At 73.0% G+C, this 14,628-nt stretch carries 13 protein-coding genes; 10 read left to right on the top strand and 3 right to left on the bottom strand.

The window, feature by feature from the left end; all coding sequences use genetic code 11:
- Window positions 1-50 precede the first annotated feature (50 nt).
- On the bottom strand, window positions 51-527 hold the full coding sequence (locus ACRB68_RS09820) for a pyridoxamine 5'-phosphate oxidase family protein (RefSeq protein WP_153531784.1): 477 nt from the start codon (window positions 525-527) through the stop codon (window positions 51-53).
- A 75-nt stretch (window positions 528-602) separates the two neighbouring features.
- Here ACRB68_RS09820 and ACRB68_RS09815 point away from each other — a divergent pair, with 75 nt between their 5' ends.
- From ACRB68_RS09815 to ACRB68_RS42435, 5 genes are all read left to right on the top strand, one after another.
- On the top strand, window positions 603-1,538 hold the full coding sequence (locus ACRB68_RS09815; RefSeq protein WP_153531783.1) for a ribonuclease Z: 936 nt from the start codon (window positions 603-605) through the stop codon (window positions 1,536-1,538).
- Between the two features lie 85 nt (window positions 1,539-1,623).
- A complete protein-coding gene (locus tag ACRB68_RS09810) occupies window positions 1,624-2,478 on the top strand; it encodes a glycoside hydrolase family 16 protein (protein WP_153531782.1) in 855 nt (284 codons plus the stop codon).
- A gap of 7 nt (window positions 2,479-2,485) precedes the next feature.
- Complete coding sequence (locus tag ACRB68_RS09805; protein ID WP_328593976.1) at window positions 2,486-3,859, top strand: dihydrolipoyl dehydrogenase family protein; 1,374 nt, start codon at window positions 2,486-2,488, stop codon at window positions 3,857-3,859.
- Entirely contained in the window at window positions 3,856-5,829 is a 1,974-nt protein-coding gene (locus tag ACRB68_RS09800) for a thioredoxin domain-containing protein (protein ID WP_153531780.1), read from the top strand. Before ACRB68_RS09805 ends, ACRB68_RS09800 begins: the two co-directional genes overlap by 4 nt.
- A gap of 201 nt (window positions 5,830-6,030) precedes the next feature.
- Window positions 6,031-7,206, top strand: a complete 1,176-nt coding sequence (locus ACRB68_RS42435; RefSeq protein WP_328593975.1) for a C40 family peptidase — start codon at window positions 6,031-6,033, stop codon at window positions 7,204-7,206.
- On the opposite strand, the gene ACRB68_RS09790 is transcribed toward ACRB68_RS42435, so the two are convergent.
- Both ACRB68_RS09790 and ACRB68_RS09785 read right to left on the bottom strand, forming a co-directional pair.
- The gene (locus ACRB68_RS09790; RefSeq protein ID WP_194293233.1) at window positions 7,203-7,823 is read right to left on the bottom strand and encodes an acyl-CoA-like ligand-binding transcription factor; all 621 of its coding nucleotides are present in this window, start codon (window positions 7,821-7,823) and stop codon (window positions 7,203-7,205) included. The two genes, ACRB68_RS42435 and ACRB68_RS09790, sit on opposite strands and share 4 nt — an antisense overlap.
- Window positions 7,804-9,399 (bottom strand): DHA2 family efflux MFS transporter permease subunit, encoded by a 1,596-nt coding sequence (locus ACRB68_RS09785; protein ID WP_153531777.1) that lies wholly within the window; start codon window positions 9,397-9,399, stop codon window positions 7,804-7,806. The genes ACRB68_RS09790 and ACRB68_RS09785 overlap by 20 nt, the downstream gene beginning before the upstream one ends.
- A 115-nt stretch (window positions 9,400-9,514) precedes the next feature.
- Here ACRB68_RS09785 and ACRB68_RS09780 point away from each other — a divergent pair, with 115 nt between their 5' ends.
- The 5 genes from ACRB68_RS09780 to ACRB68_RS09760 all read left to right on the top strand — a co-directional run bounded on the left by ACRB68_RS09780 (window position 9,515) and on the right by ACRB68_RS09760 (window position 14,442).
- The gene (locus ACRB68_RS09780; RefSeq protein ID WP_153531776.1) at window positions 9,515-10,036 is read left to right on the top strand and encodes a hypothetical protein; all 522 of its coding nucleotides are present in this window, start codon (window positions 9,515-9,517) and stop codon (window positions 10,034-10,036) included.
- A 138-nt stretch (window positions 10,037-10,174) separates the two neighbouring features.
- On the top strand, window positions 10,175-10,729 hold the full coding sequence (locus ACRB68_RS09775) for a hypothetical protein (protein ID WP_328593974.1): 555 nt from the start codon (window positions 10,175-10,177) through the stop codon (window positions 10,727-10,729).
- 63 nt (window positions 10,730-10,792) lie between these two features.
- Window positions 10,793-11,695 carry an isoprenyl transferase gene (locus tag ACRB68_RS09770; RefSeq protein ID WP_268890280.1) on the top strand — a complete coding sequence of 301 codons (903 nt, stop codon included), beginning with the start codon at window positions 10,793-10,795 and terminating at the stop codon, window positions 11,693-11,695.
- Window positions 11,696-11,773: 78 nt separating this feature from the next.
- Entirely contained in the window at window positions 11,774-13,126 is a 1,353-nt protein-coding gene (locus ACRB68_RS09765) for a PhoH family protein (protein WP_328593973.1), read from the top strand.
- A 449-nt stretch (window positions 13,127-13,575) separates the two neighbouring features.
- Window positions 13,576-14,442: an aggregation-promoting factor C-terminal-like domain-containing protein gene (locus ACRB68_RS09760; RefSeq protein ID WP_235958804.1), complete on the top strand. Its 867-nt coding sequence runs from the start codon at window positions 13,576-13,578 to the stop codon at window positions 14,440-14,442.
- Window positions 14,443-14,628 lie beyond the last annotated feature (186 nt).

Here is a 14,628-nt window from a genome sequence, read left to right as displayed (position 1 = left end):
CGCTCGACGGCCGCCGGCTCCAGCGGGGATCCCGCCTCCCGGCGGCGGGGTCAGGCCTTGGCGTGGTCCCAGCTGACGATCCGGTCCGGCTCCATCACGACCAGGACGCGCTTGGACATCGCCTGCCGGACGCCCTCGGCGAAGGCCGGGTCGACCGGCTCGCCGACCTTCGGCACCGGCAGCCCCGCCATCCGGGAGCCGACGACCACGCCGACCTTCATCAGCTCGTCCATGTCCTCGACGATCCGGCCGGTGCCGTACAGGGCGACGCCGCGCAGCTCGGAGTACTGGACGCCGTCCTCGACCAGGCACGTCATCGTCGGGTCGCGGCGCAGGTTCAGCACCTTCTGCGAGGACCGGTAGGTGGTGAAGGCGATCCGGCCCTCCAGCAGCGCGTAGAACATGGTGACCAGGTGCGGTTCGCCGTCCTTGCCGATCGTGGCGACCTGCACCTTGAAGCTCTCGTCCAGGAAGGCCGCGATCTCCTCGGGGGACATCTTGATCTTGTCGCGCTTGCCGCTGGCCATGTGAACTCCGTTCGGTCGGGGTCCGGCCACCATAATCAATCGCTTACCGCACGTCCGCACCGGCACCATGGGGGCATGTCCGCACGCGATCTGCTCGTCCTCGGCTCGGCCAGCGCCGTCCCCACCCGGCACCGCAACCACAACGGCTATCTGCTGCGCTGGGACGGCCACGCGCTGCTGTTCGACCCGGGCGAGGGCACCCAGCGGCAGATGTCGCTGGCCGGGGCGTCGGCGAACGAGCTGACCTGGATCTGCGTGACGCACTTCCACGGCGACCACTGCCTCGGCGTCCCCGGGATCGTGCAGCGGGTCGCCCGCGACGGCGTCGCGCACCGGGTGGACGCGGCGTTCCCGGCGAGCGGCGCGCACTTCTGGGAGCGGCTGCGGCACGCCAGCGCCTTCCGCGACACCGGCGTCATCCACGAGCAGCCGGTCAGCGGCGACGCCATGGAACTGGACACCGGCGACGCGCCCTTCACCCTCACCGCGCACCGCCTGTCGCACCCGGTCGAGTCCTACGGCTACCGGCTGGCCGAGCCGGACGGTGTGACGATGCTGCCCGCCGAGCTCGCGGCGCGCGGCGTGCGCGGTCCGCTGGTGCGGCGCCTCCAGCAGGAGGGGTCGGTGGTCGCGCCGGACGGGCGGACCGTCACCCTGGCCGAGTGCAGCGTCCCCCGGCCCGGGCAGCGGGTCGCGTTCGTCATGGACACCCGCCTGTGCGACGGCGTCGCCGCGCTGGCCGACGGCGCCGACATGCTGATCATCGAGTCGACCTTCCTGGACGAGGACGCCGCGCTCGCCGCCGACTACGGCCACCTGACCGCCGGCCAGGCGGGCAAGGCCGCCGCCGAGGGCGACGTGCGCCGGCTCGTGCTCACCCACTTCTCCGAGCGCTACCAGGCCGAGGACGAGCCGCGCTTCGTCGAGCAGGCCGCCGCCGCGTTCGGGGGCGACATCGTGCTCGTCCACGACCTGGACCGGGTGCCGATGCCGCGGCGCCGCCGGGATTGAACGCCTTTCGCGCCAAGAACGCAAGCGATCGGCGACTATCGGCATCTCTGGTGATTCGTGCCGGCGGCGCTGTTCTCATGGGGGCATGCGGTCCCCCACAGCCGCCCGTGCCTGCGCGGCGGCCCTCGTCCTGACGTCGGCGGCATGCGGCGGCGCCCCCCAGGCCGGCCGCCGGGCGGAGACCCGGCCCCTCCCGGCGCCGCAGGGGAAGGCGGACGCCATGCCGCCGCCGACGATCCACCCCAAGAGCGCCGCGCCGTCCCCCGAACCGGCCACCCCGGCGTTCTGGGGCAGGCCGGTCGTGGACGACGGCTTCGACGGCGACCGCGTCGACCCCCGCACCTGGCTCGTCTACGACTACCCCGACGCCCGCGTCAACCCGCGCACCAAGGCCGCGACGACGGTCGCGGACGGCGTCCTGAAACTCACCGGCGGCCTCTACCGCGGCCGCGACCTGTCCGGCGGCATCGCCTCCCGCCTCCACCAGACCCACGGCCGCTGGGAGGTGCGGATGCGCGCCGAGCGCGGCGTCGGCTACGCGGCGGTCGCGCTGCTGTGGCCGAAGGTCTTCGGCCACCCCGAGTTCGCCGAGATCAACTTCGCCGAGATCATCGACCCCGACCGGCGCGACGCCGGCCTGTTCGTCCACTACGGCCCGCGGGGCACCCAGCTCCAGCGCGACGTCCGGGGCGACTTCACCGCCTGGCACGTGTTCGCCCTGGACTGGCTGCCGCACCGCCTCACCTTCTGGATGGACGGCAGGAGGATCTGGAGCTACCGGGGGCCGCTCACCCCCGAGCGCAGCAAGATGGGCCTCGCCCTGCAGAACGACCAGGTCTGCGACCGCGGCGCCGGGTTCTGCCGCTCCCGCACGACCCCGCGCTGGGTGTCGATGTACGTCGACCGGGCCCGGATTTACCGCGCTCCGGCTGGGCAGTAGAACCTGGGTGAGCACTGAGGAAGTCGATGTCGTCGTCATCGGTCTCGGCCCCGGCGGCGAGGACGCCGCCGGGCGCCTCGCGCAGGCCGGCCTGAACGTCGTGGGCGTGGAGTCGCGCCTGGTCGGCGGGGAATGCCCCTACTACGCGTGCGTGCCGACCAAGATGATGGTCCGCGCCGCCGGGCTGCTGGCCGACGGCCGCCGCATCCCCGGCATGGCGGGGCAGGCCGACGTCCGCCCCGACTGGACGCCCGTCGCGAAGCGCATCCGGGACGAGGCGACCGCCTCCTGGGACGACACGGCCGCCGCCGACCGCCTCACCGGCAAGGGCGTCGAACTGGTGCGCGGCCACGGCGAGATCACCGCGCCCGGCGAGGTCACCGCCGCCGGTCGCACCTTCCGCGCCCGCCGCGGCATCCTGCTGAACACCGGCACCTCGCCCGCCGCCCCGCCCATCGACGGCCTGGACGGCACCCCGTACTGGACCAACCGCGAGGCCGTCCAGGCCGAACAGGCGCCCGGATCCCTGCTCGTCCTCGGCGGCGGCGTCGTCGGCGTCGAACTGGCCCAGGTCTTCGCCCGGTTCGGCACCCGCGTCACCATCGTCGAGGCCGGCGACCGCCTGGTGGCCGCCGAGGAACCCGAGGCGGGCGAGCTGCTCGCCCAGGTCTTCGAACGCGAGGGCATCACGGTCCGCACCGGCGCCAAGGCCACCGGCGTCTCCCACGACGACGGCGGCTTCACCCTGCACACCGCGGACGAGGACCTCACCGGCGACCGGCTGCTGGTCGCCACCGGCCGCCGCCCCAACCTGAAGGGCCTCGGCCTCGCCGCCGTCGGCCTGGACGAGCACGCCCGCGCCGTCGAGGTCGACGCCCACATGCGCGCCGCCGACGGCGTCTGGGCCATCGGCGACATCACCGGCAAGGGCGCCTTCACCCACATGTCGCTGTACGAGGCCTCCATCGCCGTCCGTGCCATCCTCGACGAAGAAGGGCCCGCCGCCTCCTACCGCGCCGTGCCCCGGGTCACCTTCACCGACCCCGAGATCGGCTCGGTCGGCCTCACCGAGGCCCAGGCCCGCGACCAGAACCTCCCGGTCCGCACCGGCACCACCCGGATCGCCGACTCCACCCGCGGCTGGATCCAGAAGGTGGACAACGACGGCTTCATCAAGCTCGTCGAGCACGCCGAATGGGGCACCCTCGTCGGCGCCACCGTCATGGGCCCCGCCGCCGGCGAGATCCTCGCCCTGCTCACCCTCGCCGTCCACGCCGAGGTCCCGACCACCACCCTCCGCCAGATGATCTACGCCTACCCCACCTTCCACCGAGCCGTGACCTCCGCCCTCGACGCGCTTACGGCAGTATCGAAGGCATGAACCGTCTCAAGGACGCGACCAGCCCGTATCTGCTCCAGCACGCGGACAATCCCGTGCACTGGTGGGAGTGGAGCGATGCGGCGTTCGCCGAGGCGCGGCGGCGCGATGTGCCCGTTCTGCTGTCGGTCGGATACGCCGCTTGCCACTGGTGTCACGTCATGGCACATGAGTCGTTCGAGGACGACGCGACCGCGCGGATGATGAACGAGATGTTCGTCAACATCAAGGTCGACCGTGAAGAACGGCCCGACATCGACGCCGTCTACATGGAGGCCACCCAGGCCATGACCGGCCAGGGCGGCTGGCCGATGACGGTCTTCATGACGCCCGAGGGGCACCCCTTCTACTGCGGCACCTACTTTCCGCGCGCCCAGTTCCAGGCCCTGTTGCAGGGTGTGCACAAGGCGTGGGCGGAGCAGCGCGACGAGGTCGTCGGGCAGGGGCAGAAGGTCGTCGAGGCGCTCACTTCGCGCGGCGGTGTCCCCGGCGGGGACGGGCCGCCTGGGGCGGAGCGGCTCGCGGCGGCCGTGCGGGCGCTCGCGGGTTCCTATGATGTCGCGCGCGGGGGGTTCGGGGGCGCTCCGAAGTTCCCGCCGTCGATGGCGTTGGAGTTCCTGCTGCGCCACCACGCGCGGACCGGCGACGCCGAGGCGCTCGCGATGGCCGGGCACACCCTGGAGGCGATGGCCCGGGGTGGGATGTACGACCAGCTCGGTGGGGGGTTTGCCCGGTACTCGGTGGATGCCGAGTGGGTTGTTCCGCATTTTGAGAAGATGCTTTATGACAATGCGCTTTTGGCTCGTGTCTATGCGCATTGGTGGCGGTTGACCGGGGATCCGCTCGGGCGGCGGATCGCGCTGGAGACCTGCGACTGGATGCTGCGCGATCTGCGCACCCCGCAGGGCGGCCTCGCGTCGGCGCTGGACGCCGACAGTGAGGGCGTGGAGGGCAAGTTCTACGTCTGGACGCCCGAGCAGCTCCAGGAGGTGCTCGGGGACGATGCCGGCTGGGCGGCCGGTCTGTTCGAGGTGACCGGCACGTTCGAGCACGGGAGTTCGGTCCTGCAACTGCTGCGCGACCCGGACGACCCGGAGCGGTACGAGCGGGTGCGGGCGGCGCTGCTGGCCGCGCGGGAGCTGCGGGTGCCGCCGGCGCGGGACGACAAGGTCGTCGCGGCCTGGAACGGCCTGGCCGTCGCGGCGCTGGCCGAGTGCGGCGCGCTGTTCGACCGGCCGGATCTGGTCGTCGCCGCCGAGGAGGTCGCCGCGCTGCTGGGCGAGGCGCATCTGCGCGACGGGCGGCTGCTGCGGACGTCCAAGGACGGTGTCGCGGGCGGCAACGCGGGTGTGCTGGAGGACTACGCCGACGTCGCCGAGGGCCTGCTGGCCCTGCACGCGGTCACCGGCGACGCCGTGCACGTGGTGACGGCGGGCGCGCTGCTCGATGTGGTGCTGGAGCGGTTCGGTGACGGCGCGGGCGGCTTCTACGACACCGCCGACGACGCCGAGCGGCTCTTCCGGCGCCCGCAGGACCCGACCGACAACGCGACGCCGTCCGGGCAGTTCGCCGCGGCGGGCGCGCTGTTGTCGTACGCGGCGCTGACGGGGTCGATGCGGCACCGGGACGCGGCGGGTGCGGCGCTCGCGCCGGCCGGGCTGCTGGCCGAGCAGCACGCGCGGTTCGCCGGCTGGGGCCTGGCCGTCGCGGAGGCGTGGGCGGCGGGGCCGCTGGAGATCGCGGTCGTGGGCGGGCGCGGTGACGAGCGGACGCGGGCGTTGCACCAGGCGGCGCTGCTGGCGGTGTCGCCGGGCGCGGTGGTGAGCGTCGGCGAGCCCGGGGCGGCGGGGGTGCCGCTGCTGGCCGGGCGGGGCCCGGTGGACGGCGCGCCGGCCGCGTACGTGTGCCGCGACTTCGCCTGCCGGCTGCCCGTCATGTCCCCGGCCGACCTGACGGCGGAGTTGCGCCGGTAATTGGACGGTAGGTCCATATTATGGCAACGTGACCTTGATCTCCCTTCGCATTGGTGTTACCACTGGGTAGCGGAGACGGGGCTGACGCAAAGCGGCCATCGGTGCCAGGGTGGCGCGGGCCGCGCCGGGTATCTGGACGGTGGCCGCGATCACAGGCCATAGTCATGGAGCCGACCGGCCATGGGACGAGGGAGTGTTGCCGTGCGCAAGCCGAACCGCCGGGTTCTTCCGACGATCATCGGCGTGTCGGCCGTGACCACCCTCGCCGTGAACGTCGCGGTCGTGGTCGCGCACCAGCAGAGCAGCGGCCCGCCCGCCCCGCGGCCGCAGGCCGACAAGCAGGCGCGGTTCGTGGCCGCCTCGGGCAGCACCGCGCTCGGCGTCGCGCCGCTCGGCCGCCGGCTGTCCCCGCACGTGCTGGTCGCCGCGCCGTCCTCGCTGCCCGGCGACACGATCGAGAAGATCCGTCGGATCAAGGGCGTGCAGGGCGTCGAGGTCGTGGACGCGGTGCAGGCGATGGTCGCGGGCAAGCGGGTCGGGGTGCTCGGCGTCGACCCGTCCACCTTCCGCAACTACACCCCGAAGCCGACCGCCCAGTCCGACGCGCTGTGGCGCAACGTGGCGGGCGGCGACGTCGCGATCTCCTTCACCATGGGCAGCGACGGCGGCGTGCAGCTCGGCAGCCAGGTCCCGGTCGGCGGCCAGGGCGGCCGCCAGTCGCAGGTGCGGGTCGGCGCGTACGCCACGATGGGCATCGGCGACGTCGACGCGGTCATCTCGCACGCCACCGCGCAGAGCCTCGGCATGCCGACCGCGAACGCGCTGCTGGTCAGCGTGCCGAAGACCAAGCCGGCCGCGTTCATCAAGGGCCTGAAGAAGCTGCTGCCCAAGCAGGCCAAGGCCGTCGAGGTCAACCCGCAGATCGACTACCCGCACGCGCAGAAGCTGCCGAAGTCCAACGGGCAGGTGATGACCGCCCAGCAGGTGCAGACGGTCATCAGGGCCGCCTACAGCCGGATCGGCTGGCCGTACGTGTGGGGCGGCGAGTCCGAGTCCGAGGGCGGCTACGACTGCTCGGGCCTGATGCAGTACGCGTTCGCGCGGGCCGGCGTGCGGCTGCCCCGGGTCGCGGCCGACCAGGCCCGCACCGGCTGGGTGCTGCCGTACAGCAAGGCCGAGCCGGGCGACATGCTGATCTGGGCGAACGACCCGACGGCGCCGGGCTACATCTCGCACATCGCGCTGTACATCGGCGGCGGCAAGATGATCGCGGCGCCGCGCACCGGCACGCTGGTGCAGGTCCAGAACGTCTACACGCGCAACCTCAAGGGCGCGGTGCGGGTCAGCCCGCAGCGCGCCGCCCGCACCCCCGGCTAGAGCGGGAAACCGGCGGCCAGGAACGCCAGCCGGTCGTCGACCATGGCGGGCAGGTCGCCGGTCGCGCCGCCGTCCAGCCAGTCGTAGGACGCCGACATCAGCACGCCGAGCAGTGCCCAGGTGAACGCGCGCACCTTCGGGTCGTCCTCGGACCGGCCGGTGCGTTCGCCGATGGCCTGGTTGAACACCTTGAGGGTGCCCTCGCGGACCGCCTCCATCGTCCGGGCGCGCAGTGCGGGGACCTCCATCATGAGGCGGGTCCGCTGCACGACCGTGTCGAAGTCGCGCTCGTACATGAGCGCGAAGACGGTGGCGAGGGTGCGCCGTAGCGCCTCGACGGGGGGCAGCTCCGGCGGCTGCTCGCGGAACACCTTCAGCATGACCGGGTCGTACTCGTCGTCGACCACGGTGTCTTCCTTGGTGGGGAAGTAGCGGAAGAAGGTGCTCGGCGAGATCTCCGCGGCGGCGGCGATCTGCTCCACCGTCGTCGCGTCGTAGCCCTGCTCGCTGAAGAGCCGGAGGGCGTGGTCCTGGATCGCCCTCCGGGTCCTCAGCTTCTTGCGCTCGCGCAGCGGCAGCAGGTCCAGCGGGTCGGTCTCAGGTGACGACGTGCTCATGGTCAGATTCTCGGTCATCGGGACCGGGTTCGGCGTCCGCGCCCCGCCCGGGCAGGAACAGCAGGGTGAGCGCCGCGACGGCGAGCGCGCCCGCCGCGCAGGTCGCGAGCAGCACGTCCATGCCGGCCACGTAGGCCTCCTGCGCCGACTTCAGCAGTGCGCCGTAACGGGGGTCTAGGCAGCCGGAGCCTGCGACCTGCCTTGACATCGGGGTGTCCCCACGGAAACACAGCTGCGCGGCCACCAGGGCGGCCTCGCCGACGGAGTCGCGGGCGGCGTGCGCGGCCTCGGCGGGCAGGCCGCCGGTGGCGATCCGGTCGCGGTAGACCGACGACACGAGGCTGCCGAGCCCGGCGATGCCGAGCGCGCTGCCGGTCTGGCGGAGCGTCTGGACGAGGCCCGAGCCGCGCCCGGCCTGGTCGTCGGGCATGCTCGCCAGCAGCGCGTCCATCGCCGGGATGAGCGTGAGGCCGATGCCGGCGCCGGTCACCGACAGCCAGCCGGCGGCGAAGCCGTAGCCGTCGCCGGTGCCGGTCAGCGCGCCGAGGCCGAGCCCGGCGGCGAGGACGAACAGGCCCGTCACGATGATCGGCTTGCGGCCGACCGGGCCGGTGAGCCGGTCGGTGGCCAGCCCGCCCGCCATGAGGCCGAGCAGCATCGGGATGAGCCGCAGGCCGGTGCCGAACGCCCCGTGGCCCTGGACGGCCTGCAGGTACTGCGGCAGGACGAACAGCGCCCCGGCCATCACCAGGGTCGCGAAGATGCCCGCGACCAGGGACCACACGAACACCCGGTCGCGGAACAGCGCCAGGTCCACCATCGGCTGGGCCAGGCGCCGCTCCCACAGCGTGAAGCCGGTCAGCAGGACCAGGGCGGCCGCGACCGCGCCGAGCACCAGCGGGTCGCCCCAGCCGCGCGCCGGCCCCTCGATCACGCCGTAGACGAGCGCGACGAGCCCGGCCATCGACAGCAGCGCGCCGATCCCGTCGACCGGTGGCGCCGCCGGGTCGCGGGTCTCGGGCAGCAGCAGCGCGACCGCGAGGCCGCCGACGGCGGCCAGCGGCACGTTGATCAGGAAGATCGAGCCCCACCAGAAGTGCTCCAGCAGCCAGCCGCCGGTGAGCGGGCCGAGCGGCAGGCCGAGCGCCATCGAGGCCGTCCACAGCGCGATCGCGCGGGTCCGCTCGGCCGGCGGGAAGATCGCCGGGAGCATCGACATCGACAGCGGCATGATGATCGCCGCGCCGACGCCCATGAAGGCGCGGGCCGCGATGACACCGCCGGTGCCGCCGGCGTAGGCGCCGGCCAGGGAGGCCGCGCCGAAGATGGCCAGCCCGGCGAGCAGCAGCCGCTTGCGGCCGAACCGGTCGCCGAGCGCGCCGGCCGGCAGCAGCAGGGCGGCGAAGACCAGGACGTAGGAGTCGACGATCCACTGCAGCGCGCCGGTGCCGGCGTGCAGGTCCTGGGAGAGCGTGGTCAGCGCCACGTTGAGGATCGTCATGTCGAAGCCGAGGGCGAGCATGGCGAGCGCGAGCGCGCCGAGGCCCCACCACCGCCGGGTGTGCGCCGAGAGCATGAGAGCCACCTTCAGTTGAGATTCACTATTAAATGAGAGTAGCTCTCAAAAGAGTGGTCCTGTCAATGAAACGGAGGCCTGGTGTGCGCGCCGAACGGGTTGTAATTTTGATTACATGACTACAGAAGAAGCATCGGCGGGACTGCGCGGCTGGTTCACCGGCCGGCTGCCGGAGGGCTGGTTCGAAGGACCGCCCGAGATCGTGGTGGACCGCGAGGAGGTCAGCGTGATCGGCCGGCTGGCCGAGCCCGAGGCCGCCGCCGAGGTGCCCGAGGCCGAGCGGGCCGGCCGGATCGCCGGGCACGTCTCCCGGTTCCGCGAGAGCACCCGCGACCAGCGCATCGCCATCGCCCGCGAGGCCGAGCACCGGTTCGGGCTGAAGGTGTCGTGGGGCGTGGCCTGCGGCGACGCCCGGGAGATGTTCACGACCCTGTCGGTCCCGGTGATGACCCGGCTGCGCCAGCCCGAGCGCCGCGTCCTGGACACCCTGGTCGAGGCGGGCGTCGCGCGCAGCCGCAGCGACGCGCTCGCCTGGTGCGTCCGGCTGGTCGGCAAGAACACCGACGAGTGGCTGGGCGAGCTGCGCAGCGCGCTGGAGCACGTCGAGCGCGCCCGCGCCGCCGGCCCGACCGCCTGACCCGCGCCCGCTTCCTTACCCGATCCCTGGCCGCACAAGGTGTGATCATGGGGATGACCTGGCTTACCGTGCCTTGAGTGGCGCGTGCGGCGGGCGAAGGGATGCGGCGTGCAGGGATTCGGCGGGCGGGGACCGCGGGTGCGGGGCCTTCGCTGTCTGGACGGGTCGTCGCTGGCGGTGGTGCCGGTACCGGCCCGCGACCGGAGCGGCACCCCGTACGAGGTCACGCTGGAACTGCGCCGCGACGGCGTGTCGTTCGGCGCCGTCGGGGAGCGCTGCGGCCACCTGCTGGCCGGGCTGGCCGAGCGGGTCGCCGCCGCCCGCGCCGCCGGGTCGCCGCAGGCCGCCCGCTGGCCCGACCCCGACGACCGGTTCCCCGAACCCGCCGGCCCCGGCCGCGAGCCCGAGCTGTTCGCCTTCCGCTACCGCGAGCGCGCCGATCTGGCCAGTACCGGCGAGCTGCGCTGCACCCTGCGCACGTCCGCCACATGGGTCGGGCCGCCGGGCGCGACCGCCGGCGGACGGTGGCGGACGGCGCGCCGGGCCGTCGTCGAGGCCTGGGGCGCGGGCGGCCGCGGGGTGCGCGCCGTGCTCACCTCCGCCGAGCTCGCGCGGTTCCTCGGCGAGGTGCTGGCCGAGGCCGAACGGGCCGGCGCCGGGTGCCGGGTTCACGCCGCCAGGTCGGCCCGGTGAGAACCAGGGGCCATAATTGAGCGTCCATTCCATGGGGAATGGTCACTCGAAGGGAAGCTCGGCATGGGGGATCGGCGGAGCCGGACGAGCCGCGGCGCCCGGCGCGACGGCGTGATCGGGGACCGCGCGCTGCGCGGCCTGGCGCGCCGGGAGGAGTCCGGCGACGGGCGGCTGATCTCGGCGATCCGCCGGAGCGGCCCCTACGCCGCCGTCCGCGACGTGGCCTACCGGATGTACGAGCGGCGGGTCGAGTCGTCGCTGCCCACCGACATCACCCCCCGGCACGTCGGCGTCATCCTGGACGGCAACCGGCGCTGGGCGCGCTCGATGGGCCTGTCCGACGTCAACACCGGGCACCAGCGCGGCGCCGACAAGATCTCCGACCTGCTGCACTGGTCCGCCGAGGCGGGCGTGGAGGTGGTCACGCTGTGGCTGCTGTCCACCGACAACCTCACCCGGCCGGCCGGCGAGCTGGAGCCGCTGCTGCGCATCATCGAGAACACCGTCCGCCAGCTCGCCGCCGACGGATGGCACGTCAAACCGGTCGGCGCGCTCGATCTGCTCCCGGACAAAACGGCACGAGTACTGAAAGATGCGGGTGAAGCAACATCTGACGCCCCCGGCCTGATTGTGAACGTCGCCGTTGGGTATGGAGGTAGACGTGAGATCGCTGATGCGGTGCGCTCACTGCTCATCGAGCAGGCGGGTCGAGGCACCAGCATCGAGGAACTCGCCGAGATCCTCGATGTGGAGCACATCGCGGAGCATCTCTATACGCGCGGCCAGCCGGACCCCGACCTGGTCATCCGCACATCGGGCGAGCAGCGTCTTTCCGGGTTCATGCTGTGGCAGAGCGCCCACTCGGAGTTCTACTTCTGCGAGGTCCACTGGCCGGACTTCCGCAAGGTGGACTTCCTGCGGGCACTCCGCTCCTACGCCGCGCGCCACCGGCGCTTCGGTTCCTGAGGGACCTTCCCCGCTCACCGCCCCCCTGGGGGCGGACCGCCGCGCCGCCGGTAATCCCCCCCTAGTCAGGGAGATCGAGTGGCCACAACCTCCCCGCGCCGTCCCTCCTCAGGGAACCCCTCCGGAACGCCCGTTCCGGAACGGCGCACGTACGTCCTCGACACCAGCGTCCTGCTCGCCGACCCGGGGGCGATGACCCGGTTCGCCGAGCACGAGGTCGTACTCCCCATCGTCGTCATCTCCGAGCTCGAGGCCAAGCGCCACCACCCGGAGCTCGGCTACTTCGCCCGGCAGGCCCTGCGCACGCTGGACGACCTGCGCCTGGACCACGGGCGGCTGGATGAGGCGCTGCCGCTCGGCGACCAGGGCGGCACCCTGCGCGTCGAGCTGAACCACTCCGACCCCAGCGTGCTGCCCGACGGGTTCCGCCTGGGCGACAACGACACCCGCATCCTGTCGGTGGCGAGCTGGCTCGCCCGCGAGGGCCGCGACGTCGTGCTGGTCTCCAAGGACCTGCCGATGCGGGTCAAGGCGTCCGCGGTGGGCCTGGCGGCCGAGGAGTACCGGGCCGAGCTGGCGGTGGTGGAGTCCGGCTGGACCGGCATGCGCGAGCTGGAGGTGAGCAGCGGCCCCGTCGAGGAGCTGTACGAGCACGGCCGGCTGGAGCTGGAGGAGGCCCGCGAGCTGCCCTGCCACACCGGCCTGCGGCTGCTGTCGGACCGCGGCTCGGCGCTCGGCCGCACGCTGCCCGACAAGTCGGTGCGGCTGGTGCGCGGCGACCGCGAGGTGTTCGGGCTGCGCGGCCGCTCGGCCGAGCAGCGCATCGCGCTGGACCTGCTGATGGACGAGGACATCGGCATCGTCTCGCTCGGCGGCCGGGCCGGCACCGGCAAGTCCGCGCTCGCGCTCTGCGCGGGCCTGGAGGCCGTGCTGGAGCGCCGCCGGCACCGCAAGGTCGTGGTGTTCCGGCCGCTGTACGCGGTCGGCGGGCAGGAACTCGGCTACCTGCCCGGCTCGGAGAACGAGAAGATGTCGCCGTGGGCGCAGGCGGTCTTCGACACCCTCTCGGCGGTGACGACGCCGGAGGTCATCGAGGAGGTCCTGGACCGCGGCATGCTGGAGGTCCTGCCGCTCACCCACATCCGCGGCCGGTCGCTGCACGACGCGTTCGTGATCGTGGACGAGGCGCAGTCGCTGGAACGCGGCGTGCTGCTCACCGTGCTGTCGCGGATCGGCGCGGGCTCGCGGGTGGTGCTCACCCACGACGTGGCGCAGCGCGACAACCTGCGGGTCGGCCGGCACGACGGCGTGGCGGCGGTGGTGGAACGTTTGAAGGGCCACCCGCTGTTCGCGCACGTCACCCTCACCCGCTCCGAGCGGTCCCCGATCGCCGAGCTGGTGACCGACATGCTGGGCGACATCGGCGTGTAGCCCGCAGCGGTACGACGCCCCGGTGGTCCGCGGACCGCCGGGGCGTTCTGCTGAAAGCCGCCGGAAGCGTGCTCGATGCGCACGGAACCGGCGACGGACGGTGATCGGATACTGTCGCGCGGTGTAACTGTGATGAAGGTCACACAACCTGGCGTAAACGTAAGGAATCCCTGCTCTTTACGGTCTTTTGGCATTCGAACCGTCAAGTTGACAACAGTCCCGCCTAGAGCATTCGTCTCGTTTTGGTTGCGGAGCATCCCCGGCCCTCGGGCATTGTGTGTCCCCGTAAGCACCCCCAGAAACGGTGCGAGTCCGGCTAAGTCGCCCTGACGGCCGGCGGACTTCGCGGCGTTCCGGGCCCAGGGCCGCCTTCAGCCGGGCGGCCGCGGGCAGGGGTGGCAGCCGCTCGTGCGCGTGTCCATGCGCGTGCGACCGTCGGAAGGACCGCCTTGTCCGGAGACTCGTTCGGGTCCCCCAGGCGAGACGATCGACCGAGCTTCGACCCCCAGGGGCCGTGGGAGATCGCGTCCTCGCACGACGAGGACGTCAAGGTCGCCGGTGCCTCGTTCGACCAGTCCGCCCCCGCCCCCTCCGGGCGCGGTGGCGACACCGCCGGCCTGCCGGCCGTCCCGCCGGACGGCTTCGCCCCGGCGCCCGCCCGCGCCGGCATGAGCGTCGGCGTCAAGATCGCCGCGGTGGTCGCGGGTGCGGCCGTCGTGGTCGGCGGCGGCGCCGTCGCCGCGTTCGCGCTGACCGGTGACTCGGGCGCCAAGCCCAGCACCCTCAAGCCCGGCGCGGCCGCCCCGCTCGCGGACGCGGCCGTCCCGCAGGTCGACCCGCAGGCCCTGGAGGCCCAGCGCCGCAAGCAGGCCGTGGACCGCGCCTCCCGCGCGGTGCGCACCGCCGGCAAGGCCCCCGCGGTGCTTCCGAAGGGCAAGCCGATCCCCAAGAAGACCGAGGCCAAGAAGAAGACCGGCGGCGACGACGGCGGCGCGGGCAGCGACCCGGTGCCCGCCGGCGAGGCGCAGCAGATCGCCAAGGGCATGCTCGGCAGCTTCGGCTTCAGCGGCAGCGGCCAGTTCGCCTGCCTGGTGAAGCTGTGGAACCGCGAGAGCGGCTGGCGCACCAACGCCGCCAACCCCTCCGGCGCCTACGGCATCCCGCAGGCGCTGCCCGGCTCCAAGATGGCCAGCGCCGGCTCCGACTGGCGCACCAGCGCCCGCACCCAGATCAAGTGGGGCCTCGGCTATATCAAGGGCCGCTACAGCTCGCCCTGCGGCGCCTGGGCGCACTCCCAGTCCACCGGCTGGTACTAGAACACCAAAACTCCACAGGTTTCCGGGCGGCCGGCGTGACCGCGCCGCCCGGGGAGGACGACGACGTCCTCGGCGCGGACGCACATCCCCGCGCCGCTGAAGGCCGCGGCATCGCGGCCGGCCCCTGACGGGGCCGCATCCATCCCCCGGCGGGGACGCGACTCCACGCGCCTCCCGCCGATCACC

Origin of the sequence: Actinomadura macrotermitis, assembly GCF_009604375.1 — a bacterium.
In the GTDB taxonomy this organism is placed as follows: domain Bacteria; phylum Actinomycetota; class Actinomycetes; order Streptosporangiales; family Streptosporangiaceae; genus Spirillospora; species Spirillospora macrotermitis.
Note: the sequence above shows the minus strand (reverse complement) of the source record. Positions and strands in the feature narration are given on the sequence as shown.